We start from the raw sequence: 26,426 nt of genomic DNA on the forward strand, positions 1-26,426 counted from the left end.
CATCAGGCTCATTTTTTTGATGAGATGACTGGGGAAGGCAATGGCACCATGGTGGCCATGACCGAGATATTCCAAAATTGAGATAGGGATGTCAGTATGATCAAGGCGATAATGGTACCAGCTTGGCTAAACCACCGAATGCTGACGGCAAGCAAGAAAATCGTAAACAGGCGGCCAATATTGAGGGCGACTTCACGGCTTAAAGTATAGCTAACGCGGCGCTCTGTAATGAGGGGATCTTGGTCCATAATCGTTAAGGGAATATTTTCTGATGGAATCATGTAAAACGGGAGGGATAATCCAAAGAGAATCCCATACGCCAAGAGCCAGGGCCAAGAGCGGCCCAGTATCAACAACAGGCCTGCACCACTCATGCCGATAACGCCCACCGTCATAAAAGCAATTTGCCGTCCATAGTGAACGTGCCGGGTAACCAAGAGCGAGGCTGTCATCCGGGCTAGGGCGTTTAACGCGGTATAAATGCCCACAATGGCTGCGCTATGGGTTGCGAGAAAAATCAGGAATAACCCTGCTAAATTGGTAATGCCTTCGCGGGTGCCGCGTACAACAATCGTTTTAATAATGGCGGCCCAATTACGATGTTCGACCATGACCCGCCAACTATCCATGATGGGCTGCAAATGCATAGGAGGACCTTCGGGCACACCTTGACTTAAAACAAAGGCGAGCGTATATAAAATCAAAGCCGCTGCAAATACCACTAAATACCCGCCAATTCCTTGAATTGTGCTGATGATAAAGCCAGAAAACAAAGGGGCCAAAATCCCCATAACGCTGTTGACGGCTCCTGAGAGTCCAAAAAAACGCATGCGCAATTGTGGATCAATAGTATCAAATGTCATTAAGTTAAAGCCAAACCAATAAAATCCTTGCGCTATGCCATAAGTAAAGCCTAACGCGAAGATCAAATGTTGTGCGGAGTGCGACAATACCAAAAGGGCGGCGTAAAACAGCATGGTGAATAACAGCCCCACGCGGTACGGGAGCAAGGGCGGCTTGTCATGAAAGATTTTGGCGGCCGTATAAAAAGTTATGGTTAATGAGACAAAATAGCCTATATTAAAGGTAATCAAACCCGATAAATTATGTGCCACAACCAGCATGAATAAATTAACGAAGACATTAGCAATGGCATTGGCGGTTTGGGCGCCAGAAAATGTGAGCAGGAGCCATAATGCACCTCGAGAGAGCCGAAACGGTGAATCCACCATAGACCTCCTTGCTTAACCCTGAGCCGGGCCCAGGTACCGACCAAAAGTTTCTTGACTCCATTATATCGGTTCGTGATTTGAGTTGATGTCTACGCGCGGATATTTCCGTGAGGATGGTTGTCGGTTCATGATGACTGCGACGGTGCTGTGGTGCTTTCGAGGATGTTTCCTCTAAACATCTAAAAAAGAAGGGAGAAGGCCAAAATGACATCGCTCTCTCGTCCGGATTTTTCCCGTTCATTATTGGCGTTAGCCAACCGAATTTTGACGGATTTGGGTTGTGATCCAGTGCACGAACCTTTAAGCATTGCCTGGGCCGATACCGATATTATTGTGTTATGGATTGTCGATGGGTTAGGTTGGAATCATATTACGACAGCTTTACAAAATCATGATCTCCCATTTTGTCAAACACAAATCGAGAGAGGTTCGTCGCGTTCGTTATTAAAATTAAGCAGTGTTTTTCCATCCACCACGGTCACGGCTTTGGCGACCTTACATTTTGCTGAACCGCCGAGCGAACATGGGGCACTCGGGTACACGCTGTGGGATCCGGAAATCCTGAGAACCATTAATCTTTTAACGTCGAAAGATCTCACGGGCCGGGTCTGCCAGAGTTCTCTCTACCAACAGCGGCCAACTCTTTATGATCGGTTGCGTCGGCATCAGGTAAAGGGTACGGTCATATCTCCAGAAATCTTTCGGCATAGCGCCTTATCTGCGTGGTTTTATCATGGGGCACAATATTTAGGGTATCATACGCCGGCCGAAATTCCCTATCTTGTTCAGCAAGCTATTTCTAACGAATCCCGTTTGGTGACCGTGTACTGGCCTGGGTTCGATGCCATTAGTCATGTGCACGGACCTACGTCGTCCAGTGCTCCTATAGAACTACAATTATTGGATTGGATTATATCGAAAACCCAAGAACAGATGTTTTCCCAGGCTCATGTGCGTTTTGTCATGACAGCAGACCACGGGAGCATTGCGCTCACCGCACCGAAGCACGCTACAGATCACCTGTTATCTCGGCTTTATGCTGGAGAGCGCCGGGCACTTTATACGGCATGGTCTTGCGAAGAATTAAAACAGGAACTGGCCGCGTTAGAATGGAGCGATGCGGTGAGTCTTCCTAACGAACTGTTGTGGGAAGAAGGATGGTTTGGTGGCCTTCCCAAAGATTCGACATTCAGACTTCGTACGTTGCAAACGACATTATTACCTCCCAAGGACCAGCAAGTGGCGATGCCAGAACCTGAGCCCAAGATTTTAATGGGAGGGCATGGCGGCTGGTCAGAAGCGGAACGAGAGATTTTTCTGGCCTGGTGGGACGTCCATTAACCTGTGCTGTGGAACAATAAGGCGTAGGGAAAACTGATCTAAAGTCACCACGGTCAACGGATTCATTTCCGTCATCCTCTTGATGCACGTGCGCGAAGAGACAATTAAGAAGAAAAGAGAGAAGAAAGGACGACAGGTTTGATGCACCGGTTATCACTCAATACCCATCAAAAAATGGAAATGCTTGACATTACCCCAATGGTACGGCAGGTTGTGGCCCAAGAAGGAATACAAGAGGGCATTGCGGTCATCTATTCCCCCCATACTACGGCAGCGATTACCGTCAATGAAAATTGGGATGCCGATGTGGTTCATGATGTGCTGTTGTTTTTGCGACAAACCATTCCTACGCGGTATCCCGGATTTCGCCATCAAGAAGGTAATTCTGACAGTCATATCATGGTGAATCTTATGGGTTCATCGGCAACGGTAATTATTGAACAGGGAGCGCTGATGTTAGGCCAGTGGCAAGGGATATTTTTTTGTGAATTTGATGGTCCCCGGCAGCGTCAATTTTGGGTACAATTGGTCGGACAGTAGGGAGTTTTGACGATGTTTTACCGACCTATCCGGTTTGGACCGATGTGCGTTGACGCAATATGTTACAATATCTGCGGTTTTAATCCATAGGGTTCATTTTCATGAAATCGATTAATTTAATACGAAAACAGCCATAAGGAGGTCACTGTGCACAATCGTCTTCCGGATGAATTGCCCACACGGCGTAAGTCCAAAGGGCCAAAACGCGGGCGAAAGAAATGGATGGCATGGGTAGCAGGTCTTGGTGTTGTCGGCGCCCTAGCGGTAGGAACATGGTGGAAACTTGATCCGACCCATGCACTCAATACCTCTCGCGTGAGTGCCTTAAATAAAAATTTTGCGCTGGGGCAACAGCGGGTGACTATCCTGTTATTAGGGAATGCCTTAAGCATTATTAACGGCAAAGATGTGACCAATCCCTATGTTCGTGACCGAACTGATGCCATGATGCTCGTGAGTGTGGATACCAAAACCGGTCAAGTTAGCGTGTTATCCGTGCCGCGAGATTCCTTAGTGGATATTCCCCATGTCGGCTATACCAAATTGAATGAAGCGAACTATTTTGGCGGACCCAAACTCGCGGTGCAAGAAGTCGAAAATATGCTGCATATTCCTGTGGATTTTTACCTCGAAACCACGATGTGGAATTTTGCAGACATTATTAATCAAATTGGTGGTTTAACATTATATGTTCCTAAACCTATGCATTATGGTGGCACGGGTAATTATCTTGATATCAACCTCAATCAGGGATGGCAGCATTTAAACGGGCAACAAGTCTTGGAATTTGCGCGGTTCCGACATGAACCGATGGGAAGTATTGCCCGGAGCTTTCAGCAACAAGAAATTATTCGGGCGATTATGCACAAACTCTTAGAACCCCAAAATCTGCCGAAATTGCCCAGTATTGCCTTGGAATTGCGCAAGGACATTGTGTATACCAATTTGCACAACAACCAGCTGATCGCGTTAGCGCTCGTCGCACGCCATGTTTCCTTATCGCAGGTCCAATTTGCGACTATTCCGGGGACCCCAACGGAGCGTATGGATCCATTCATGCACGTGCGCCTCGATTATTGGGTCGACAATACCAAGTGGGAACGTTTATTAGCCGATCAGATGATGGGACAACCGTGGACTGCTCAACAGAAGAAAAGTATTCATTTTGTGGTGCGCAGTGGAACGGATACCTTAACCCAAGCGCAGCAGGTGGCGAATTGGCTGGAGAAACAAGGATATACGGTTAATGAAGTGATTTGGTCCAACCGTCACAACCACCAGCATAATGAAATTGTCAATTTTACGGGAGACGAACAATTTGCCAAGTCACTGGCTCTGGAATTGGGGCCCGCGAGTGCCACAATCATTTCCAATAGTCCTTATCATGATGTGGCGCACCTCGATATGATTATTACTATTGGCCAAGATTTTAAACCGCAATTTCATTAAGCGAGAGGCAAGCTGGCGCCGGGGACATGGTCGCTGAGAACACGGATTTAAGCGAAGATATCAAAGCGTTTGATAGCCTCAGCAATGGCAAAAAGCCATGGTGAGCTTGGGTCATCAAAATACCAACGAAAATAGAGACTGCGTAGAAAACGACGCGTATTACCATTGGCTATGGCTTCACCGGAATGGTCCGGTGTCAAGGCATTAAGCCAGGAACTGATGACAACAGAACCGGTTGCCGTTTTGTCGTGTGCCCGCATAATTTGATAGGCCGCCATCGCCAACCGATCTTCCTCGGTATGCACTAGTGGTGTGTCAAGATGGGCGAGATAGGCTATGTTGTGAACGATGGCTACAAGGTCCTCCTGGCGGCTTAATGGGGACGTGCCTAAGGCCGAAAGGGCATCGGCACTATGTGCGGCAGCATGCGCCCAGCCTTTATGGGGAATATAACCGCGCCAATCCTGTTCTTGTCGAATATACGTGAAAAGCGCTTGTTGTAGGCTATCTCGGCGCTGTGGTGTGAGGTGGCCATGTGTCTCATACCAATTGATGGCGAGGGGAATAATTAAGACAGAAAAAGCGCGCATAAAAATGCTGTCCGTCTCTTTTTCCCCAATGCGATAAAATAAATGCTCTTGGTCTAAGGCCCGTTTCACAAATGGATCAACGATGTCCAGCGATAACGCAGGGGACATAAAAAGTTGTTCAATCCAGGTATAGGATAACTGATCGCGTAAAAGAGGGTCAGGACTCGCAAGATTCTCTAACAACTGACACAACAGCTCAAAAAGCGGATATATGTCCCAGTCTTGGGGGCGTTGAAGTTGTTGTGCGAGCCATGCCTTATCATGGACAGGCCATTGCATCAAAAGCACCCTCCTATGGCAAGGAAGTAAAAAGCGTAGTCCGTCAATGATTTCCATTATACGGTATTGGTTATAGAGATTTGGTATGTCATTTTTCGATGTTTGGATTTCATTGGTTTTGAAAGAACTCTGAGATACCCATTCTATTGAAACCTAAAATATGCGGATGATGAAGGCCATAGACAGACAAGAATACAGAAAAAATTCACGATGGTGTTATTGCTGTTTGATGCAAGAACAGGTACAATATCCCACGTGATTCGCCAATATGAAAGGAGTCGATCGTAATGAGGGATGGATATGGCTTTACCATCAACCAAAACGCCAGGTGATCTATTACGCCTCTTAATTTTGCCGCTTATTGACGGGTATTTTCTCTCTATGGTTTTATCGGGTCGGTTAGACAATATTAGTGCCGCAATGTTAGTCGGCATTTTGGCTTTCAGTGGAGCCGGCGTTGTGACAACCGCTTCTCTTATGTCTCCTCAATCTTCTCCCTCACGTTATTTAATCTGGACAATAACCCGTGTGTACCTGCTGTTATTACCGGCAGCGTGGTTAATTACCCTGTTAGTGGGTCCCCTGCAATCCATTGAACTACCCTACCAAGGGATTTTTACGGCGCTCATTCTGGTAGGGACAGCGTCTAATTTATGGCCTACGTCTTTACCTGTGAAATTACAAGGCCTATACCGGCCCGCCCAATTAATGGGAATATTGATTTCGGTGATGGTCCTCTATGGATTAAAAAGTGGACGGCTATTTCACGTTCACTGGCAGTTTGATCCGTCTTTATTGATGATGACCACAATCTCTGTAGGGATTGGATTTGTCCTAACGATTTCTGGCAGTTTACTGCAATACAAGTGGGGCAGTCTCAATCATCCATTCTCTAGACAGCTCTTGGCGGCTGGCGGAAGTATTGTGCTCCTTTTGGTGTCTTTGACGCTTTTAGGCGTTCCTATTCCTTCCACATGGCTATGGATTATTGAAGGGATTGCGCTTTCCGGTTCGATGTTTTCAACCCATTGGCCGGGGAGAAAACCCCCGATATCCTCCTAAGAATTAATACGTGCATGATTTTTATACGGGCCTGATAACCGCCCAAGGTTTGATTGGTGGTGGCTTATAGCCGGGGTGAGTTCTCTCGTTAACTCGGTGTCCGAAGCTTAACCAGCAGCGGGTGCTTACGTCGTCGTGTTCTCCCACATAGATTTGTGGTCAGGGCATGCGTGTTAAGAAGACCCGCTGCGCCATTAAACTCAATGAGGTTGCAAAGAGGATGCAAAGAAATTAAGAGCCAGCGGCAATGAGTGCTAACAGGGCAGAAATGCCAAAGGGCCATCCCAGTCTAAAACTGAGGATGATAAAGAAAAGTGTCAGACTGCCATAAGTGAGTAAAACCCACCGTGATTGACCCCACTTGAACAACAGGGCCGATAGGATCACGCCGCCAATGAAAAGCCCTATCGCTGCCAAAGGAGATCCTGCCAGCAAGGATTCTTGCTGGCAGGATCTTTGGTTCCCTGTCGAAACACACTGGGCAGACCCGGGCAAAAGCATTTGCACGAGCGTCCCACAAAGAACGGCTAGGGAAGTGGCAATAACCCATGGGTAAACTGACCTGTGGTGATCCATACTCTTTTTTTGCCCCCGATCCCATGTTCTTGAGTCATGGAGATCTAAAATATCTTAGGCGGATCAGAACGTCCCCCAGAGATAATCCACAAAATGACCCCAGCTAATATCCAAAATGCTGGCACAACCAGTAGCGCTAAAACAACCCAATAGGCAATGGCCATAGAGAAACCGCCTTTCTGATTTGCCGTTCAGCGCCGATATCCTTAGTTCTTATCTCTTTCATCATACCAAATTCCCGCTAGGGTCCTGAAATAATTTTGTCAAAACAAATTGAGGATGACTTTCATTATCCCGACATTTATCAAGAATTTTGTTATAGTTACAGCCATGGATAGAAAATAGTTATTTAGGACCTTGTCATTATCACACAGGCAGTCGCGTAGACCTACACCCCCTCCCGTGGGCTTTACAGCGAAGCCCATTTAGGTATGGACGCCTCTAAGCGCGGTACAAAAAACATAGGTCATCCATTCTTAGGTGTTGTTAGCTGTCAGGGAGTATTATCAAAAAACCTGAAGGAGATAGAGGCATGGTGCGAACGGAATACGCGTATTGGTTTACGATGTCTTCAGCGACGGAAGACGAAATCGATATTGTGCGGCAAAAAGTCGAATCAGGACATCACGATCATGTTGTGCTTGTGGCCGTGTCCAATGAAACCGTCGCTGAAAAAGCGGTGGAACAATTGCAAGATGTGGCCGGAGAATATTTTATCAGTGCTCATGATGACCAGCGGTTATTACTACTACGATCCCATGCTTGGTATCTTAAACGCAGTGAAGCCCATGATAATATGGTGGCGTTAATCGGCCTTTTGGAAGAGGCCTTAGAATTGGCGAAAGATGTTGATCCCGAATTAACCCGGGAATTGGCCCAAAGAGGTGCGCAATACCTCGAGCAATTTCCAGCGATGCAAAAGCGTTTTCGTCATCTAGACGAACGTCTCGAATATCATTCCCATCATTATAAAAAACATTCGTCATCGCGCCTGTAATGTGACAGGCGCGTTTTTTGCTGTGTCTTGTGGAGTATCTTGGTATTGCAGCAGGAATTTTGCGTTCTCAACGCGAAAGAACATCACGTAAACCCAAAAACACGGCGTAATAAGGGAACTTACCTAGGGGGATATCAATGGCCATTTCCTGGCATACCAAGTCGGCACACGTTGCCTTTGATGTAGAAATGATTTGCCGGCGGAGTCACACACAAGGGGAATCTCTAAGCTCAGCAGGCATTGTTCTGGATACGTCCAGACAACCGGTTAAAATTGTTTGCGAAGCCAAAGATTTGGAAGCATTGCAACGCAAAATCACCTCGGCGTTAAACTTTGTCAAAGATTTGGATGTTATGCATATTTTATGCGATATGTCAGAAACTCCCGATACCTGGTGGCCTCATATTTTGGTGACGGTAGCCCAGTCCCTTTATACGGTGCCGAACCAGGCGAAGGAGTTTAAGGTCTATGTGAGTCCTGGGGAGAGGTCATGGGAATACGCCAAACGCCTCGCTGACTCTGTCATTTGGGTGAAAGACCTTGTTAATATGCCTCCCAATTTAAAACCGCCCCAGGCATTAGCGACCCTTTTTCAGAATAGGGCGTGGGAAAAAAATCTGCCCATTAACTGGCACCGGCTCGAATTGGAGGATTTGATACAGATGCAAGCTGGTGGCATGTTGGCGGTGGGCCAAGGTTCGGCGAATCCCCCGGTATTATTGGCTGGACGGTATGAAGGCAAACCGGGGAGTCCATGGCTTGGATTAATCGGGAAAGGGATTACCTTCGATTCGGGGGGAATTTCCCTAAAACCTGCAGAAAATATGGGACGTCTTAAGGCGGATATGACCGGTTCCGCTGTTATGATGGCAGCACTGGAATTGGCTGCGGAAATGCATTGGCCAATAAATATTTTGGCTGTGGCTCCCTTGGCCGAAAATTTACCGGATGGGGCGGCCTATAGACCTGGCGATGTGATTACTATGATGGACAAGACGACTGTCGAAATTGCCAGTACCGATGCCGAAGGTCGTTTGGTTTTGGCGGATGCTTTGACCTATGCTTTAGAATCCCACGTGTCGCATGTGATAGATATGGCCACGTTAACCGGCACTAATGTTATCGCCTTGGGCGGCGTGCGGGCCGGTCTTGTCTTCAACGATGAGAGATGGGCCGAATGTATTTTCCAAGCCGGTGAAAGCAGTTTGGAGAAGGTGTGGAAATTACCGCATGACAAGGCCTATCAAGACATGAACAAGAGTTTGGTGGCCGACTTGAAAAATAGTGGGGGACGGGCCGGAGGCACGATTTCGGCCGGGCTATTTATTGGGCATTTCGCGAAAGGGGTTCCTTGGGCCCACATCGATATTGCTGGGATGGCGATTAACGACAAGAATGGCGCAACCGGTTTTGGCATGCTCTTAATGGCGGAAATTATGCAATGCTGGATTCGGGATTACGCTTAGATTGCCCAGGTGCATCTTTAATTGATTGACATACTGTATAAAGTTACCGGATAAGGGATGAAGACTTGGGGCATCATAACCTACTGAACCATGTTGCTATATGGACATGGCGAAAGGAGGGATTCGTGTTGGCATCTGTCAACGTGAAATGCACCGTCAACAATTGCTATTTTTGGGCCAAGGATAATGTATGCTCGGCCGACAGTATTTTGATTACCTCTGACCAAGCGGTTCAGGATCATCCCAGCATGAGTTTTGGCAATGAGGAAGAAGGCAACCTGATTCAAGCGATTGGAAGCACCCCGGCCCATTCCATGACCGAAACGGCGTGTCATACCTTCAAATCGCGTTAGCGGAGTCGATTCAAGGCGATCCGTAGAATAACCCGGTCCTGGCACCGGGTTATTTTTTTGTCTAAGAAAAAAGGACTTTATGCCTTCACGTCGAAATGCGGCATTGTACGACGTAACAATTGTCGAAGGGAATCGACAAGAGACTGTCGACGAAAGGACTCGAAAGATCATGAAACTCACTGCGAAAGTCTCCATTTTGGCAGGCTTATTAATGGCTGTGACCGTTACTCAGAGCTATTTAACCATATCCCGTGCGGAAAATACGCTGCGTCACACCGAACATATTAGCCAGCGCGATACGTTATTTAATAATGCCGTTCATACGATGGAAACCTCGTTTTTTGCCTATGACGATCAAATGAATATGTATGTTTTGGTAGCTAAACTGGGGAATCAAAATGCGTTAGCAAATGAAACTTACGCACAAGCCCTGGGCTTCGAAAAGCAATTTGTCAATGCACTGTCCACGGCACAAAACGTCAATACGACGGCTAAAGCCGTCAAATTGTTAAATGACGTGTCTCAACAAATCAATGCCTATAATACCGATGCACAAATCGTTCACCAAGATGTCATAAATCACCGAATTGCTCAGGCTATCTCGATGCAAACGGTTGGCAACAACGCCCCGTCCAATGCGATTATGCCGTTATTAAACCAACTGGTACAAATCGGACAAAATAACTTAAGCAATGCCTTAACCAGTGTCCGCAATAACCAAAGTGCAGCCATCTCCTTTGCATGGATTGCCGCGGTTATTCAGTTACTCTTTGTGGCGTTGGCCTTGTGGGGCATTCAATATTTTGCTGTGCGTCCCATTAAAACCTTAAAGACGGTGGCCGAGCATTTGGCCGAAGGCAATATTGAAGATCAAGTGACCTACACCAGCCGTGATGAATTAGGCGACTTGGCGACGTCATTTCGCGCCATGATGTCTTATTTAGCCGAAGCGGGCAAGGTAGCAGAAGCCATTGGGCAGGGGAATTTGACGGTTAATCCGGCCGCTAAAGGGCCCAAAGATGTATTAGGCCACGCTATTGTGGCAATGCATCAACGCCTTCGGGAGGTCATCTCTGCCATGCAGGACATGGGCCATCTGGTTCACGGTAACGTGACAGAACTGAATGATCTGGCTTCCCAAACGACTGATGCAACCCAACAGATATCCATGGCCATTTCCCAAACAGCGCAAGCGACGGGCGAATCATCCCATGGATTGCAACAAATTGCGGCATCCATGCAGCAGTTGAAAGCGGCTGTTGAGCAAGTGGCGACGGGAACCAATCTGCAAGCGGAACAAGTGCAAGGCGGAGAACATGCCTTAAACAACATGAAAACGGCTCAATTGTCGGTCAAAGAAGCGGCCAGTCGCATGGAACAATTGGCGGCACAATCCCGGCAGGCGGCGCAAGAAGGGCGAAAACAAGTCGAAGAAACCTTATCAGCCATGAGCCGGATTGCCGATGTGACCCGAAACACAGCGGAAGCCATATCCCTTTTGGGCAAACATTCCGAGCGCATTGGAGCCATTGCTGGTACGATTTCGGAAATTGCATCCCAAACCAATTTACTTGCATTAAATGCCAATATTGAAGCGGCCCGGGCTGGCGAACATGGCCGGGGATTTGCGGTCGTGGCTGATGAGGTCAGAAAATTGGCTGAGCAATCTTCTCAAGAAGCCAAAAATGTGAGTGAGCTGATCCGGACGATTCAGGAAACCGTTCAACAATCCGTCTTATCCATGGAAAAAGGGCAGCAAGAAGTCATGACCGGGCAGGCCTTGGGTGAGGAAACCCGGGGAGCACTTGAGGGAATGGAGAAAGCGGTGACCCAAGTCGCCGGAGAGATTAGTGTGTTGACGGAGACGATCCGAACCTTTGACATCCAAAGCGAAGGGGTCGATCAGGGAATCCGGCAAATTTCCAAGATTGCTCAAGACAATTCTGCGGCCGCCCATGAAATGGCTGCGGCATCTGCCGAAGTGACCGATACGATTCAAGGATTAGCGGCCATTTCCGAAGAAACGGCAGCATCCACCGAAGAAGTGGCCAGCACGAGTCAACATGTCGCGGAATCTGCCGGAGCTTTAGCAGAAAAAGCCCGAGAACTGTCTTTAGTGGCGAGCCGCTTAGACGAATTGGTTTCCCAATACCAGTTGTAGAGGGGGCCTAAACGGATGCAAGTACTCACCTTTTCGTTAGAAGGCTCAACATTCGGACTGCCCACCTCCGTTGTCGGTGAAGTCATCCGCATGCCTTCATTGACGGGGCTCCCAGGAGCCCCAATGGGCCTTCTTGGTTTGATGAACTTGCGGGGGCGGATGCTACCGGTGGTGGATCCCCGTTTTTGGCTTCACATTGAGTCAGAAAACCCATTAAAACACGTGGTGGTCGTGGTGGGAGAAGGCGAATCGATGGGACTCGCCGTCGAACAAGTTGACAGCATTATCGAGACGGCAGTGCATGAAGACGTGCCGGATATGGTCGATGAGCGGCTAAAGCCACTCATTTCCGGATATTTTCAAACCGAGCGCGGATTTGTCTTTGTGTGGCATTCTCATGGTCCCTATTTTTTGTGGGATTTGATGCATCAGGCCGGGGAGATGTTATCATGACTTTTCACGATCTTAGATGGGACTCAGCGGAAGAAAAAGAACTCTTCGTCGCCGAATTGCAAGATCTGCTACAAACCTTAGAAGATACCGCGCTGTCAGATGAGCCTGATATTGCTGCGGCGTTTCGTGCGGCCCATACGATAAAAGGTTCGGCAGCCATGGTCGGGCTTGTGGAATGGTCGACGAAAGCGCATCAACTTGAGGATGCGTTAGATCATGTCAGGGGACAAGACATTACATGGGATCAAAGTGATCTGCGCAAACAGGTGCTAGATTTGGTCGATTTTATCCGGGGCGAATTATCCCCTTCCTCTCCTAGCTCAAATCTCTCCCCCGGTGAGCACTGGCGTATTAGGTTAGATCCCGCTTGTGCGCTGAAAGGCGCCAGGGCTTTTCAATTATTGAACCGGATTCAAGAAGTCGCTCAGATCATCTCGTCCAAGCCATCGCTCGAGAACCCTGCCGAGTTGGAACAATTTGATGACACGACGGTCGAGGTGGTAATGAAAATTAAAACCGGTGGCCCGGTTAATTGGCCGGAGATATTTCACAGTGTTCCGGAAGTGGAGAGCTGGGAAAAGGTTGTTCCCAAAGAATCAGACCGTTCTGCCTCCTTGACTGGCGCACCGGCGACGGTAAGTGCAAGCCGTCAAGAAAACATGATCCGCATTCATCCCGGCGTCCTCGAGGGGCTTTTAGATGGGCTTGGGGAATTATTGCTGCGGCACGCCGAATTGACGCACCGGTTGCCTGATGTCTCGTCATCAGCCAAAGAAGCTTTAGAAGGCATTAAGCGCATTGCCATGAATTTGCAAGATATTACTTTGCGGGCCAGAATGTTACCATTGTCCACGCTTTTTCATCAATATCCCCGGGCCGTTCATGATATCGCCACGCAACTCTCTAAAGATATTACCCTGAGCATCGAAGGAGGCGAAACCCAGTTAGATCGGCTGGTTATGGACCGGTTGCATGAACCCTTGTTACATCTGATTCGTAATGCAGCCGACCATGGTATTGAAAGTGCTGAAGAACGCTTACGCCAACATAAATCCCCTACGGGCCATATTTTCCTTAAAGCGTCGTCACGAAAAGGCCGGGTACAAATTATTGTGGCCGATGATGGGCACGGCATCGATTGGGACCGGTTACGGGACAAAGCGGTGAAACGGGGAGTTATGACCCGTGAACAAGCCGAAAGTGCTTTACCCGATCAACTTGTGGCAATGCTTTTCCTTCCTGGATTTTCTACCAAGGATCAAGTGAGCGATCTTTCAGGGCGGGGAGTAGGCCTGGATGTCGTGAAGGAAACGTTAACTGCACTTCATGGCGATATTCGGGTGGAATCCGAACCGGGTCAAGGAACCCGGTTCATCATGGAATTGCCCATGACCATGGCGATTTTATCGGCCTTATTAATTCAAGTGGGACCCGTTGTTTTAGGCATACCGGTATTAAATGTGGAACGGATTGAGCATTGGCAACAAGATGTCGTCAAACACACGTTGGGAGCGGAGATGATCGATGATAATGGGCACCCGTTGAAGGTGACCGTGCTTGCCGACTGGTTAAAAATCCCGGGAAGCCGCCCGCAGGTGATCGTTCGGGTTCAAGATGGTCCTCTCAAAATGGCGCTTGTGGCCGATACCGTGTTAGGACAGCAAGATGTGGTGATTAAACCCATTGATCGGGTCATGCCGTTTATGCCTTGGATGACGGGGGCAGCCGTGTTAGGGGATGGGCGCGTGGCCTTAATGGTCGATGTGAAACGCCTGGTTGAGCGCATTGGCTATGATGAGAAAACCTCTTTGCAACAGAAGACGGTGGTTTCCGAGGGGAGCACGCCAGAAGCCTTATCATCATGGCTGGTCTTTGAGCTCGGCGCCCAACCTTATGCAGTTTCTGTAGAAAAAGTCCAAGAAGTGTTAGTGCGCCAGCCCGTTTCCCGCATTATGGGCCAACATCCCTTCTTAGAAGGGGTGACCATGATCCGGGGAGAATCCTATCCGGTGATTTCCGGGAGAAAAATGATGGATAGTCCACAGGATGGGGAGAGCGGATATTTCATCATTATTCATATGAGTCAACGCCGTTTTGTCTTGTCGGTAGACGCGGTGAAAGAGATTATTCCCATTAACTGGCGAAGTATTCAAGCGGTACCCCATTATCAAAAGACGGAAGTGATTATGGGATTGGCGGAAGTGGGGGACCGTGTGATCCAACTGGTGGATTTCGATGCCACCTTGGCGGCCGTTCTTCCTGTCGATACCTCTTTGCCTCCGGCTCAAGAGGGTCCATCGCGTCTAGATGGTGTGAGGGTATTTGTCGCCGATGATTCCCGTTTGGCCCGACAAAAATTAATGACAGCGCTCACGGAACAAGGGGCTCTGGTTCGGGCCTTTGAAGACGGACAAGCTTTGATGACAGCGATTGAGGAGATTAAGGATGCTTCTCTTCATCCTCATGTCGTGGTGACTGACATGGAAATGCCGCGAATGGACGGCTATCACGTGTTGCAAGCCATGAAAAGCGGATTTCCTGCCATTCCAGTTATTGTGCACACATCTTTAGATGGAAAATTATCCAAAGAACGGTGTCAAGACTTGGGAGCCGATTTTGTCCTCACCAAATGGGATGTGGCTGAACTCGTCCACTCTGTCCATTTAGCCTATCACGGTACCATGGATAATAAGGGAGAAAAGACGCATGCGCTTATTGCCGATTAATCAATTACAACCTGGAGATATTACTGCCGATACCCTCAGAAGTGCTGATGGACGGATTTTGCTTAGGGCGGGCGTGGAACTCACGGAATCGATGTTGCGCACCTTAACCCGGTGGAATATTCCGGCTTTGCCCGTTGAATGGCCAGGTTTTGAGGATATTGATACCACTTTGGTTCTTTCTGCACCGTTAATCGATGACATGGTCAAATGGGCTTCTCAATCAGGCCCCTTAACCTGGGATGTGATTAATCAAGGACAGCACATTCTTCGCAAGATGTGGGATGAACAGCTGGATGCTCACGGATCGGCTTTTGAATTAATCCCGGTTTATCAAGTAGGGACGCCGTTTTTGAGTTATTACGTCAATCTTGTCGGCCTGGTGATGCGTCTAGGGTACCAATTAGCCCCCGAATGGGCTGAGGCTTATGCTTTGGCGGCTTTGTTAATGGGATTTCATCATAAGGGACTACAAGACGGTCAAGTGAGAGAAGAAGATCCGCATCATGCCCTAAGTCTCGTGAAGGAACTTAGGCAATTTCAGGTGCCATCGCCCACGATTACGACACTCCTCCAACACCATGCACGTTATGACGGCAGTGGTGTCCCTAATCTCAAAGGCGAGGAAATTTATCGCGGAGCGATGATCTTGGGATTGGCCGAAAACTTTTTAACCTTGGTATTTCAAACGAATGAGCCCGCACTGCCCGCTCACGAGGCGTTGGAATGGGTTGTTGGAGGAGCGGGTATGGATTTTTCCTTGGAAACCGTGAAAAAACTGCAGCGTATCATAGCGCCTTATGCCACCGGACAAGTCGTGTCGTTGGGAAATCATGATGTAGCCGTGGTGCGCCGTGTCCCTTCGGATTGGCCGAGTCGCCCGATTATTGGATTGTTAAATGGTAAAGATGCTGGTCTGATTATCGATTTACGGGACCCAGACCAACAGACCCGAGTGATTACCGGAATTTATCCTGAACGGCTCTGGCCTTGATAACAAGAACTCATGAGAAGTGAGGTGGGAGGATTATATGGCGCACGTCGATGAAGTGCTTACAATTTGGGGAAAAATTTGCGGACCGGGACTGGATGAAGCGGGACGTGCCTTAAGTCAAATGACCGGACTGGATTTTACCATGGAAGATAAAGCGGTCAATGAAGTCGCGTGGGGGGATGTGCTAAAGCGTTTTACCCAACAGGATGATACCGAATATTATGTGGTCCATTTAGGGGCTACAGGACTGTTAACCGCTAGGATTATGTTGATTTTTTCGCCAGAAAACGGTCAGCGTCTAGTTTCCACAATGATGGGGGAAGACACAGGGTTGCCACTTGATGAGGTAGGCCTTTCGGCGCTCGCAGAGATTGGGAATGTGGTTGGGACAGCTTTTTTGAACGTGTTTGCCAATATTTTTGGCACAGTGTTTGAGCCCACCGTTCCAGAAGTGAAACAGGGTTACGGAATCGATGTTTTCCCATTGTTTTCGAACCAGCAGCGTGTGCTGATTACTGAAGCTATCTTTCGCGTGACGGGCGAAACATTAACCGGGGAAATTTTGATCGTGCCGGAACGTTTACAGAAAGGAAGGTAATGGGGATGACGGTACTGATTGTGGATGACGCGGCCTTTATGCGTCTTCGGTTAAAAAAATTATTAACTCAACAAGGTTATGACGTGGAAGAAGCCGCTAATGGCCGAGAAGCGGTCGAAAAATACCAGGCTATTCGTCCGGATTGTGTGCTCATGGATATTACGATGCCCGAGATGAGTGGTCTTGATGCCTTGAAAGCCATCAAAGATGTGGACAGCGCGGCCAAAGTGATCATGGTTTCGGCCTTGGGTCAACAAGCGATGGTCATTCAAGCCATTCAAAATGGTGCCAAGGATTTTATTGTCAAGCCCTATGAGCCAGAACGTGTATTGGCTTCACTCAGTAAAGTCCTGTCCTAATTTATTCATTCATGTTTAGCGGATTGATAAAAAAGGAGTCTTTGTCTTTATGCCTGCCGTAATGATCGTGGACGATTCGGCCTATGCCCGGTTTGTGTTAAAGGACCGGTTTAAGCACCGGGGATGGGATGTACTGACTGTCGGGAGTGGCGAAGAGGCTTTGATCCAAGTGTCCAATTTCGTCCCCGATTTGATTACCATGGATGTTCTCATGCCCCATATGAATGGCATTGAGACAGTCAAAGCCTTGCGCGCCAAATGGGATGGACCTATTATTATGGTTTCCAGTCAAACTCAAGGAGGTGCAGATTTAACCTGGCAAGCTTTGGACGCGGGCGCCTCCGACTTTGTGGGTAAACCCGCTCCGAGTCAGCCACTCGATCAAATCATTGACCAAATCATTGCGAAATATGAAGCCCTAAAGACCCCTTATGTCAACCGGATGGTTAAAGTGATGCCTTCTTCGAGGCCGAAGCCAATACCTACTCACGCCAGGCTTTTGATTGTTGGCGCCTCCACGGGAGGTCCTAAAGCATTGGCTAGGGTGGTGAAATATTTTCAGTCACCTTGGTCGATTCCCATCGTGATTGTTCAGCACATGCCCGCGAGTTTTACCGCGTCCTTGGCCGCCCGGCTTGGACAAATTACCGGAATACCGGTACGTGAATCCCCTTTGGCTCCCCAAAAAATGCCATGGGAACCGGGCCAGATCATTTTGGCCCGTGGAGGATATCATCTGCGCTTGGATGAACACGCTTTTTGGAGTGAACCAGGCCCCCGGTTACATGGGGTCATTCCAGCCATCGATGTGACAGGCATTGACGGTGTCAAAGCCTTTGGACAAGATTTGTGTTTTACCATTTTGACCGGCATGGGCGAAGACGGTGCGGAAGCGGCTTATCAATGCCATAAGGCGGGCGGAACGGTCATCGTTCAAGATCCGGCCACAGCAGTCGTCTGGGGCATGCCCCAAGCCACATTAAACAAAGGAGTGGGTGACATGGTTGGCACACTCGATGAGATTGGTAGCTGGCTAAATGAGGTGATTCATCCTGGCTTTGGAATTTCCTGATGCCCACTGGCATGAATTTGTCCGGTATATTGATCACGAAAATTTGTTGGTCTTACAGGACTATAAACGCGATCAAGTGGAACGACGGCTCAAAGGCTTTCTCTTACGTGAAGGCTATGCGGATTTACCAGGCCTCATCGAGGCGATGCGTCATCAACCCGGGATTGCAGCCCGCTTAAAAAATTTCTTAACAGTGCATGTGAGCGAATTTTTTCGTGATCCGCCATATTGGCAACGCTTAGCCACCGCTCTTCACGACAGGGGCTTCACCCATGGAAGGGCGTGGTCCGCGGGATGCTCGTGGGGAGCAGAGCCGGCTTCGTTTTGGCTGATGGAACGCAGTCATGCTCACCAGTGGGAGATTTGGGCTACCGATACCGATGTGATGACCCTGGAGCAAGCGAAATTGTTACGATTTCCCAAAGAAAGCTTAACGCCGTTGCTGGATCCCTACCGGGAGTGGTGGCATCTAGATGGAGAGGATACCTTCTCGTTAGTCCAGGAGGCGCACCGTGATATTCACTGGGCACATCATGATTTACTCACCGATAAAGGATATCCACAAAGCTTCGAGCTCGTCATGAGCCGGTATGTCATGATTTATTTTTCTCAAGAGGCGCGTCGCCGTGTCTTAGAAAACTTGGTGAGTTCGCTGAAAATGGGAGGGCTTCTCTTTATTGGGGCCACGGAAACTCTTTTGGATGCCCAAGCATACGGCTTAGTAGCCATTGGCCCGGCGCTTTTTCAGCGAGTCATGTAATCATCTCAATATCTCAATGAGCGTTTAGCCAAGCTTTTGGCCTAAGACAACTCATGGCTTACAATGAACAGATGAGGGGAGATTTGTAAAGAAGGTGTTTTGATGGAACCAGAGATTTGGCAAGGACTTCGGGAAACATATCGTCCGCAACAAATAAAGACACTATTTGTTGCGGAATCACCATCTAGGGGTCAACGCTTTTTTTATTTGGGGAATTCGCAATTATTTCGTTTTACGTACCAGGCATTTGTACGTGTTTTTGGCAACACAGTTGGTCAAACGCCTCAGGAATTCTTTTTATGGTTTCAACAACACGGTTTTTTCCTAGATAATTTGGCATGTGAAAGTATTGGCTATTTAAAGGAACCTGAGCGTCAACAAGCGCGGATTCGCTGGATCCCTTCCTTAGCTGATCGGCTAGCACAATACCGTCCTGGTTCCATTATTGTTGTCATGAAAAGTTTGGAACACCACGTGACCCAGGCCATTCTTTATGCTGGCATCACGCCTTATGTGCTGGTATTACCATTTCCCACGAGAACCTATCACAATCAACAAGTGTACGTGGACGGACTCAGTCAATTTCTCACTACACGTAAAGTGTAAAATGATCTAGGCGAAACATGTCATAGTATATCATGTGTATTCAGCATGATATCCCTCGAATTTTTGAAATGGGTTAAGCTAAAACCCGTACAAACATTGGCCAGAAGGGCTAGTTGACAAGGATAATCTGGCTGATCATGATGAATGAGACAGGATGTAAAAGAAAGGCGGAGACAAGTTATGGGTATCGCGGGATATTGGGGCCTTTTTAATGAATTATTGATGATTACGAGTGCGGTTGTTGTCGCCTTTGGATGGTATTTTATTCGACACAAGCGCATCGATGTGCACCGTAAGTTTATGTTAACGGGCGCGAGTTTGGGTGCCGCTTTCTTTGTCAGTTATGTGTTGAGCACTTTTACCATTGGCGACACATATTTTGGAGGGCCTAAAAAATATAATGCTCCATATCAAGTTTTTTTGCAGTTTCACGTTATCTTAGCGACGGCCGCGGCAGTCATGGGCGTCATTACCCTGCGTTGGGCTTTAAGAGCTCGGTTTAACAAGCACAAGAAAATAGCGCCATGGACGGCAACGTTTTGGTTTGTCTCGGCCCTGACCGGTCTTGCCGTGTTCTTGATGCTCTTTGTGATCTTTCCTCCGGGCCCAACGACCAAAAGTTTAGTGCAGATTCTTGTAGGACATTAAATAAGGGAGCGAAGCGATGAATACCGTCAAAGACCTGCATTTTTTATCGTCTCCCTCGGTTCTACAAGACGAAGAGCATCCCCTTTTAGTCTTATTACATGGTTTTGGTTCTGATGAAAGAGACTTAATGGCGATTAGGCCCTACATTGATCCGACATGGGCCGTTGTCACCATTCGTGCACCATTTGCGGAAGGTTCCGGATTTCGCTGGTACGCTTTAAGATCGTTGCAATCCCCGGATCTTGAGGAAATGGAGCAGGCATTAAACGCCTTAAAGAAGTGGTTTTCGGGCCTGACAGTGCGTTTTCCCCATGTTCCTCCCAATAAAGTGATTGTGGGGGGATTTAGCCAAGGTGGGGTCATGGCACTTCATTTAGGCCTTTACCAACCGCTACGAGAAATTGGCGGTGTCAGTGTGTTGAGTGGATATTTGCCAGATCCTCCTTCCCCCGACACTTCGTGGCGCCGGCTTCCCGTATTTTGGGGCCATGGTCTGAGTGATCAAGTCTTGCCTTATGCGCTGGCGCATAAGGCTCACGAGATCTTAAGTCGTCATAATATTGAAATAACATTTCGTTCCTATGCGATGGGACATGAAGTGATTGAAGAGGAATTGCATGATCTGATGCAGTGGCTAAATGATGTCGTCAAATAAACTGGGATAGGAATGCAGGTGATCATGGCGACATGCGAGTGATGCGAAAACAACGTCGATTAGATCGGAACTCTGCTCTGCCCCGCTGGCTGTGGTTAGGGATTTTAACGACGATGGTCGTGGGGACAGGGACGGTGGCTCTCACTCCGCCATTAGCCCAGGTAAAACAAATTACCCCGAGTCTTCAGGTCCCCAAAATATTTCATCTTCCTCGGGTACCCAGCCTATGGCATACCTTAGCCGGAAGCTGTGAAATTCAAGTGGCCGGGGGGCCCATTTTATTTCAGAAAAATGCATACCTAGAACGTCCTATAGCTTCGACCACCAAAATTATGACGGCGTATTTGACCCTTGAGGACAAGATGATGCCGTTAAACCGGAAAGTGACAATTACTTCGCAAGAAGTTCTCAATGACCGTCAAGGGTTATTAAAGGCAGATAGTGAAGTCCCCTTATTCCGTGGACAGGTGGTGAGTGTCCAGGATTTGTTGTGGGCACTTATGCTACCATCAGCAGATGATGCGGCTTGGGTATTAGCCCGGGCGGCCACGGACAATCATCCCGCGCGCTTTATTGCCGCCATGAACCAACAAGCTCGCCAGTTTCATATGGATCACACCCATTATGTCGATCCGGATGGGGTTAACCATGAAGGATATTCCACGGCGGCGGATTTGATGATTTTAACCCAGCATGTGATGAAAAATCCGGAGTTTCGCCTACTGGTCCGGACAAAGACCCACAAAACGGCCTTTGGTGTGCTGTCTAACCTGAATCAGTTGCTATGGTCCTATCCCGGAGCGATTGGGGTTAAGACAGGATGGACACCTTGGGCGGGGAGTTGTCTTGTCTTTGGCGCGACCCGAGTGGAGCATGGTAGTCCATTAACTGTGTACGGCGTTGTGTTGGGAGAACCCGCATTTAATCCGATGTTTCATGACACCGCTCAGTTACTGAACACCGCGTTTCACACCTCATGGTCGCCTTTAATTCACGCTGGTCAAACGGTTCTCGTTCTGCATATTCACAGGGTCCTGACGACGACAACGCTCGCTTTATATGCCGCCAAGCCGCTCGGAGCGTATGATGTGGGAGAAGACGCCACGCTCCAATGGCGCCTGAAGAAGCCCGGACCTGCGTGGCATGCTGGTCAGATTTTAGGATATGCCCGCATTAACGCTAAGGGCTGGCCTGAAAGCTCATGGGTGCCGCTGAAAGCGAGAACCTCATATGTCATGCCGTGGTGGGCTCATTTGTAACGCGACTTGTTGAAAACCCCAGTTAAGAATTTTTTCGGCATCTTGATATTCCGGAGGAAAGCCATATTGAGCGTGAAGAATCACTCCGAGTAAAGTCACCGGGTGCCCGTCGATGTTTCTGGTGGCAGCAAACACCAAATTGAAGCCAGCTTGGGTCGTCCATCCCGTTTTGATGCCAATCACCGATGGATCGATAAACAAGAGGCCATTGAGGTTGCGTACCACGGGATTATGCGGTAATGCCGTAATTTTTGTATCCACGATGCGTCGGAATAAGGGATTACGCAAGTCTTGTTCAGCAATAATCGACAAATCCCAAGCCGTGCCAACAGATTTGGGTGAGAGGCCGTCCGGGTCCGCATAATGTGTGCCGTTCATTCCCAGTGCCTTGGCTTCTTGGTTCATTTCTTGAATAAAAGCGGCACGGGAACCGGCCAAATTTTCTGCTAGAGCGACCGAGGCGTCATTGGCTGAGGCGAGCATGAGACCATAGAGAAGCTGTTTCACGGTAAAATGTTCGCCAGGGGCCATATAAATGTCGGAACCGGTCGTGGCCGCGGCCTGAGGGCTGATGGTAATGACGCGGTTTAGGGGTAAGTGGTGCAGCACCAAGTAAATGGTCATCAATTTGGTGGTCGAAGCGAGGGGACCTGGAGTATGGGGATGGAGCTGCCATAACAATTGGTGGGTATTAAGATTCCATAGAATGCCTGAGCTTTCCCCAATTTTAAACGGTAAAGCCGGTGTCTTTTGAGGACCCGGCACCACCGTATATAAGGTTTTGATGGTATGAGCCTGTTTGGAGGCAGCGGATACGTCATGAATTGCAGGATGCGAAAAAAACTCTTGGTTAATCCACGCTGACACGATTAATAGAAAAGCTAAAAAGGCGGCTCCCCAAGGCTTGCTGGATGCCGATTTGCGGTGTTTCGACTGAGAAATCATTCCCCTAAATCCCCCTACCGACCATTCATGAAGAGAAAGCATGTTTATGAATCATGCTTTATCTTATCAAAGGCAATAGGGGTTAGGCTTTGGGTAAAGATGACAACTCAGCAAGAAATTTGTTCCACCATGTCGGATTTTGATCTATAAAGGCGACAAGGGCAGAAAGTCTGTCCAGGGTTTCGGTACTAAAATGATGTTCGATGCCTTCGACATCATGATAGACGGTTTTCGGATCGGAAATGGCGAGATGGCGTAAGAACCGTTCGAGAATTTGGTGCCTGGCGAGTAATAGCCGGCCTTCCGCAATACCTTTAGACGTTAATGACAGACCGCGGTACCGTTCGACTTCCAACCAACCTTCTTCTTTCAATTTGCGAATCATTTTACTGACAGAAGCTTGGCTGATACGGAGGCATTCGGCAATATCGGAAACGCGGGCATAGCCTTTTTGCTCGGTTAGCCGCCAAATCGCTTCCAGATAATCTTCTTGATTGGGTGTGGACATGCCCCCTTCACCCTTTCTCGCTTTTTATTGTAGACTATGCGAGTTATGACAATATGTGCTAGTCCTTTTCCGGATGAGAAGGCAAATGGGGGTGACAATCATCATCGACATGATCATGTTGTTGGGTTTCTAATTGAATGGTGACATGGTGAATAGGGAAGTGATCTTGGAGGTAACGGGCAATAGCGGCAAGAATTTCTTGCCCTTCCTTGACGGAAACATTGTCAATTAAGATGTGGGCAGATAATAAATTGTAGTCGGAGCGTAAGGCCCAAATGTGCAGATGATGCACCTCGTGGACGCGGGGAATGGTCAACAATGCATGCTCAATGTCTTGAGGTTTTACGCCAGGCGGGGTCCCTTCCATGAGGATGTTGACACTCTGAGCACTGATGCCTAACGCGGCTTTTAATAAAATAACGCCAATCAGCATTCCAGCCAAGGGATCGAAGCCATTAAAGTGTGTCCACCAGATCAAGAGCCCGGAAACAATGACACTTAATGACCCTGCGGCGTCACTGGCAGCATGCCAGAACATGGCACGGAGATTGAGGTCATGGCTATCGCGAGGCATGAGGAGTCCTGTGACAAGAATATTAAAGAGGAAAGCTACCAATCCTAACCAAATGATGGCCCCGGCCATCACAGGTTCTGGGCGAATAAACCGGTAAATGCCGGCGATAATGAGACCGATGGCTAATATGACTAAAATCAAACTGTTAATCAAAGAGGCTAAGATACCGCTACGCGCATATCCGTAACTCAGTTGCTTGGTGGGGGGGTTATTCTCAATGCGAGCCGCATAATAGGCAAGACCCATGGCACCAACATCACTTAACAGGTGCACGGCATTAGAAAGGACGGATAAACTGCGGCTGGATAAGGCCCCGAGAAATTCCACGATGAATACAATAATCGTGAGAATGAGTGCCCACTTGAGTCGTGATATGGTTACCGTATGATGTGAGTGCTCATGCACAGACTTGTACCCTCATTGATAATAGTTTTATACCTCTGACACTATCACAATTTATCGCGAACGGCCAAGGAGGGTCAAGTCCTAATTTGTGTGTGGGTATGATGGGAATCAAGCCCCGACACGCGGAGCAGGAATCGGCGGGCCATCTGTCGAACTGCTCGGTATTTCGTGGGCGAGCCGTGCGATGTCGCCGGGCGGAACGACTCGGTATTTTACATGGGCCTGCACGCGATGCAGCGGTTCGCTTAGTGTGTGTGAGTGAGTTCCGCCCCGCGCACCGCCCACATGAGCCGGTTCGGCCGGAGACTCGGATACGTGAATGCCAACAGGCACGGAATCATCTAGACATCACCAGCCACAAGATCATGGGAAAGGGAGGATAGGCGCCATGACGCGGTTCATGGGATTGGATCTGCATAAGAATTATATTCATGGCTATGTGTTTCAACCAGGCCAAAAAGGCACGCATTTCCGGTTTCTCAACACTCCCGACGAGTGGGCCCGGTTTGTCGCGACGCAACTCACGCCGGAGACCGCCGTCGCCATCGAAGCCACCGGAAATGCGTTCACAATCTATGATCGCTTGGTGGACTACGTCCGTCAAGTGGTGGTCATTCATCCGGCCGGGCTGAAGGGCCTCGGCGGCGGGCGGCACACGGACCGGATTGACGCAGAACGTCTGGCACAATTGATGGCGCTGGGTACCTACACCTCCGTGCAGGTGTGGGTGCCGCCCGCCGAGGTGCGGGCAATCCGGGCGTTGATTACCCAAGTCCGCGCTTGCCAGCAGCAGGAGACCGCGTGGCGGAACCGGGCGCGAAATCTGTTGATCCGTACGGGCTATGCGGTCCCGCGGACGGTGGCCTTGCGGGAGTGGTTCGCCGCCCAGGGGGCGGAACTCGACGAGACGCTGCAAATCGTTTTCACCAGTGCGCTGACGATGGCCGAGCAGGCGCAGCAGGAAGGGGATCGCTTGCGGGGCGAGATTCTCCGGCGCTTGGCGGGGTACCCCGAGATGGCATGGCTCTGGAGCGTGCCTGGCCTCGGGGCCTGGACGGCTGCCGTGGTGTGGGCCTGGCTGGGCGATCCTCAGCGGTTTCGGTCGGCCCGCCAAGTCGGGCGGTATGCCGGATTGGATCCCAGCGTCCATCAATCCGGCGAAGCCGATTGGCGCGGACATATCAGTCATCAAGGGCCGGCGATTCTGCGGCAAGTGCTGGTTGAAGCAGCTTGGTGGGCGATTCGGGCGAAGGACACTCCCCTGCGAACATTTTATGCCCGCGTCGTCCCCCGACTCGGCAAACGGCGAGCCATTGTGGCGGTAGCGCGCAAGCTTCTCCTGGCCGCCTGGCGCGTGTGGCACGAGCAACGGCTGGCCCACGAAGTCGACCGGCGACGGTATCAGAAAAAACTTAGTGCCATTCGCGCCATCCTGCGCACCGTGCCGTCGTATCCGTTGACCGACCGATGGCAGATTCTGACCGGTGCAGAAGGTTCTGCTCCGGACCGCGCGGCGACGGAGGCTCGGGGACAACCCGTTTTGTCGACCTAAGTGGGGGCCCGGGCCGGGCCTAGAACTCATTCTCGCGGACAACCGCCCTCGGGCCAGGCGACCCTGACGGGCGGCTAAGGCCGGCCTGGCCCTGCGGGCGGTTGTCCGCGTCAGACACCTCAAGCCCGGCCCGAGACAAGAATTTTCACCCCGGGGCTTGACTCCCACCATACGTGTAAAAGCGTTCCCTTGGTTTGCGAGTCGTTAGGCGACGACCGCTGGTCCCGCATGAGGCGGCCCATCCGCCGCCGCTTGAGATCGTTTCGCTT

The 26,426-nt window shown here is 49.3% G+C and carries 26 protein-coding genes; 20 read left to right on the forward strand and 6 right to left on the reverse strand.

Annotated features, from left to right (window positions below):
• Window positions 1–8: 8 nt before the first annotated feature.
• The gene (locus B8987_RS10260) at window positions 9–1,232 is read right to left on the reverse strand and encodes an MFS transporter (protein ID WP_139793523.1); all 1,224 of its coding nucleotides are present in this window, start codon (window positions 1,230–1,232) and stop codon (window positions 9–11) included.
• A gap of 204 nt (window positions 1,233–1,436) precedes the next feature.
• Here B8987_RS10260 and B8987_RS10265 point away from each other — a divergent pair, with 204 nt between their 5' ends.
• The 3 genes from B8987_RS10265 to B8987_RS10275 all read left to right on the forward strand — a co-directional run bounded on the left by B8987_RS10265 (window position 1,437) and on the right by B8987_RS10275 (window position 4,562).
• On the forward strand, window positions 1,437–2,573 hold the full coding sequence (locus B8987_RS10265; RefSeq protein WP_084661456.1) for an alkaline phosphatase family protein: 1,137 nt from the start codon (window positions 1,437–1,439) through the stop codon (window positions 2,571–2,573).
• A 141-nt stretch (window positions 2,574–2,714) separates the two neighbouring features.
• Window positions 2,715–3,113 carry a secondary thiamine-phosphate synthase enzyme YjbQ gene (locus tag B8987_RS10270; protein ID WP_084661457.1) on the forward strand — a complete coding sequence of 133 codons (399 nt, stop codon included), beginning with the start codon at window positions 2,715–2,717 and terminating at the stop codon, window positions 3,111–3,113.
• A 147-nt stretch (window positions 3,114–3,260) separates the two neighbouring features.
• Entirely contained in the window at window positions 3,261–4,562 is a 1,302-nt protein-coding gene (locus B8987_RS10275; RefSeq protein ID WP_084661458.1) for an LCP family protein, read from the forward strand.
• A gap of 47 nt (window positions 4,563–4,609) precedes the next feature.
• Here the strand turns inward: B8987_RS10275 and B8987_RS10280 are convergent, their stop codons facing one another.
• A complete protein-coding gene (locus B8987_RS10280; protein WP_176213222.1) occupies window positions 4,610–5,431 on the reverse strand; it encodes a DUF2785 domain-containing protein in 822 nt (273 codons plus the stop codon).
• Window positions 5,432–5,731: 300 nt separating this feature from the next.
• Here B8987_RS10280 and B8987_RS10285 point away from each other — a divergent pair, with 300 nt between their 5' ends.
• Window positions 5,732–6,493: a hypothetical protein gene (locus tag B8987_RS10285; protein WP_076006165.1), complete on the forward strand. Its 762-nt coding sequence runs from the start codon at window positions 5,732–5,734 to the stop codon at window positions 6,491–6,493.
• A gap of 231 nt (window positions 6,494–6,724) precedes the next feature.
• Here B8987_RS10285 and B8987_RS10290 read toward each other — a convergent pair whose 3' ends face one another.
• Window positions 6,725–6,994: a hypothetical protein gene (locus B8987_RS10290; protein ID WP_084661460.1), complete on the reverse strand. Its 270-nt coding sequence runs from the start codon at window positions 6,992–6,994 to the stop codon at window positions 6,725–6,727.
• A gap of 607 nt (window positions 6,995–7,601) precedes the next feature.
• Here B8987_RS10290 and B8987_RS10295 point away from each other — a divergent pair.
• The 15 genes from B8987_RS10295 (at window position 7,602) to B8987_RS10365 (ending at window position 22,173) form a co-directional block, all read left to right on the forward strand.
• On the forward strand, window positions 7,602–8,066 hold the full coding sequence (locus B8987_RS10295; protein ID WP_084661461.1) for a hypothetical protein: 465 nt from the start codon (window positions 7,602–7,604) through the stop codon (window positions 8,064–8,066).
• A gap of 137 nt (window positions 8,067–8,203) precedes the next feature.
• A complete protein-coding gene (locus B8987_RS10300) occupies window positions 8,204–9,532 on the forward strand; it encodes a leucyl aminopeptidase family protein (protein ID WP_084661462.1) in 1,329 nt (442 codons plus the stop codon).
• Window positions 9,533–9,660: 128 nt separating this feature from the next.
• Window positions 9,661–9,885, forward strand: a complete 225-nt coding sequence (locus tag B8987_RS10305) for a DUF1540 domain-containing protein (protein ID WP_037913789.1) — start codon at window positions 9,661–9,663, stop codon at window positions 9,883–9,885.
• 169 nt (window positions 9,886–10,054) lie between these two features.
• On the forward strand, window positions 10,055–12,046 hold the full coding sequence (locus B8987_RS10310; protein ID WP_084661463.1) for a methyl-accepting chemotaxis protein: 1,992 nt from the start codon (window positions 10,055–10,057) through the stop codon (window positions 12,044–12,046).
• Window positions 12,047–12,061: 15 nt separating this feature from the next.
• Window positions 12,062–12,499 carry a chemotaxis protein CheW gene (locus B8987_RS10315; protein WP_084661464.1) on the forward strand — a complete coding sequence of 146 codons (438 nt, stop codon included), beginning with the start codon at window positions 12,062–12,064 and terminating at the stop codon, window positions 12,497–12,499.
• Window positions 12,496–15,225, forward strand: coding sequence for a hybrid sensor histidine kinase/response regulator (locus B8987_RS10320; protein WP_084661465.1), 2,730 nt, complete (start codon window positions 12,496–12,498; stop codon window positions 15,223–15,225). Before B8987_RS10315 ends, B8987_RS10320 begins: the two co-directional genes overlap by 4 nt.
• Window positions 15,206–16,216, forward strand: a complete 1,011-nt coding sequence (locus B8987_RS10325; RefSeq protein ID WP_084661466.1) for an HD domain-containing phosphohydrolase — start codon at window positions 15,206–15,208, stop codon at window positions 16,214–16,216. The genes B8987_RS10320 and B8987_RS10325 overlap by 20 nt, the downstream gene beginning before the upstream one ends.
• A gap of 37 nt (window positions 16,217–16,253) precedes the next feature.
• A complete protein-coding gene (locus B8987_RS10330; RefSeq protein ID WP_084661467.1) occupies window positions 16,254–16,814 on the forward strand; it encodes a chemotaxis protein CheC in 561 nt (186 codons plus the stop codon).
• Complete coding sequence (locus B8987_RS10335) at window positions 16,814–17,173, forward strand: response regulator (protein ID WP_026040761.1); 360 nt, start codon at window positions 16,814–16,816, stop codon at window positions 17,171–17,173. Before B8987_RS10330 ends, B8987_RS10335 begins: the two co-directional genes overlap by 1 nt.
• A gap of 49 nt (window positions 17,174–17,222) precedes the next feature.
• The gene (locus tag B8987_RS10340) at window positions 17,223–18,245 is read left to right on the forward strand and encodes a chemotaxis protein CheB (RefSeq protein WP_084661468.1); all 1,023 of its coding nucleotides are present in this window, start codon (window positions 17,223–17,225) and stop codon (window positions 18,243–18,245) included.
• The gene (locus B8987_RS10345) at window positions 18,232–19,005 is read left to right on the forward strand and encodes a CheR family methyltransferase (protein WP_084661469.1); all 774 of its coding nucleotides are present in this window, start codon (window positions 18,232–18,234) and stop codon (window positions 19,003–19,005) included. Before B8987_RS10340 ends, B8987_RS10345 begins: the two co-directional genes overlap by 14 nt.
• A gap of 102 nt (window positions 19,006–19,107) precedes the next feature.
• Entirely contained in the window at window positions 19,108–19,611 is a 504-nt protein-coding gene (locus B8987_RS10350) for a hypothetical protein (protein WP_084661470.1), read from the forward strand.
• Window positions 19,612–19,791: 180 nt separating this feature from the next.
• Window positions 19,792–20,259, forward strand: a complete 468-nt coding sequence (locus tag B8987_RS10355) for a DUF420 domain-containing protein (RefSeq protein ID WP_028963205.1) — start codon at window positions 19,792–19,794, stop codon at window positions 20,257–20,259.
• A 16-nt stretch (window positions 20,260–20,275) separates the two neighbouring features.
• The gene (locus tag B8987_RS10360; protein WP_084661471.1) at window positions 20,276–20,914 is read left to right on the forward strand and encodes an alpha/beta hydrolase; all 639 of its coding nucleotides are present in this window, start codon (window positions 20,276–20,278) and stop codon (window positions 20,912–20,914) included.
• A 32-nt stretch (window positions 20,915–20,946) separates the two neighbouring features.
• Window positions 20,947–22,173, forward strand: coding sequence for a D-alanyl-D-alanine carboxypeptidase family protein (locus B8987_RS10365; protein ID WP_084661472.1), 1,227 nt, complete (start codon window positions 20,947–20,949; stop codon window positions 22,171–22,173).
• Here the strand turns inward: B8987_RS10365 and B8987_RS10370 are convergent.
• The 3 genes from B8987_RS10370 to B8987_RS10380 form a co-directional block, all read right to left on the reverse strand.
• The gene (locus tag B8987_RS10370) at window positions 22,141–23,118 is read right to left on the reverse strand and encodes a D-alanyl-D-alanine carboxypeptidase family protein (RefSeq protein ID WP_084661473.1); all 978 of its coding nucleotides are present in this window, start codon (window positions 23,116–23,118) and stop codon (window positions 22,141–22,143) included. The two genes, B8987_RS10365 and B8987_RS10370, sit on opposite strands and share 33 nt — an antisense overlap.
• 82 nt (window positions 23,119–23,200) lie before the next feature.
• Window positions 23,201–23,626, reverse strand: coding sequence for a transcriptional regulator MntR (mntR, locus tag B8987_RS10375; protein ID WP_020376079.1), 426 nt, complete (start codon window positions 23,624–23,626; stop codon window positions 23,201–23,203).
• 58 nt (window positions 23,627–23,684) lie between these two features.
• Entirely contained in the window at window positions 23,685–24,605 is a 921-nt protein-coding gene (locus B8987_RS10380) for a cation diffusion facilitator family transporter (protein ID WP_084661474.1), read from the reverse strand.
• Window positions 24,606–24,993: 388 nt separating this feature from the next.
• Between B8987_RS10380 and B8987_RS10385 the strand changes: the two genes are divergently transcribed.
• The gene (locus B8987_RS10385) at window positions 24,994–26,157 is read left to right on the forward strand and encodes an IS110 family RNA-guided transposase (RefSeq protein WP_084661475.1); all 1,164 of its coding nucleotides are present in this window, start codon (window positions 24,994–24,996) and stop codon (window positions 26,155–26,157) included.
• Window positions 26,158–26,426: the final 269 nt, after the last annotated feature.

The organism is Sulfobacillus thermosulfidooxidans DSM 9293 (genome assembly GCF_900176145.1).
GTDB lineage: Bacteria > Bacillota > Sulfobacillia > Sulfobacillales > Sulfobacillaceae > Sulfobacillus > Sulfobacillus thermosulfidooxidans.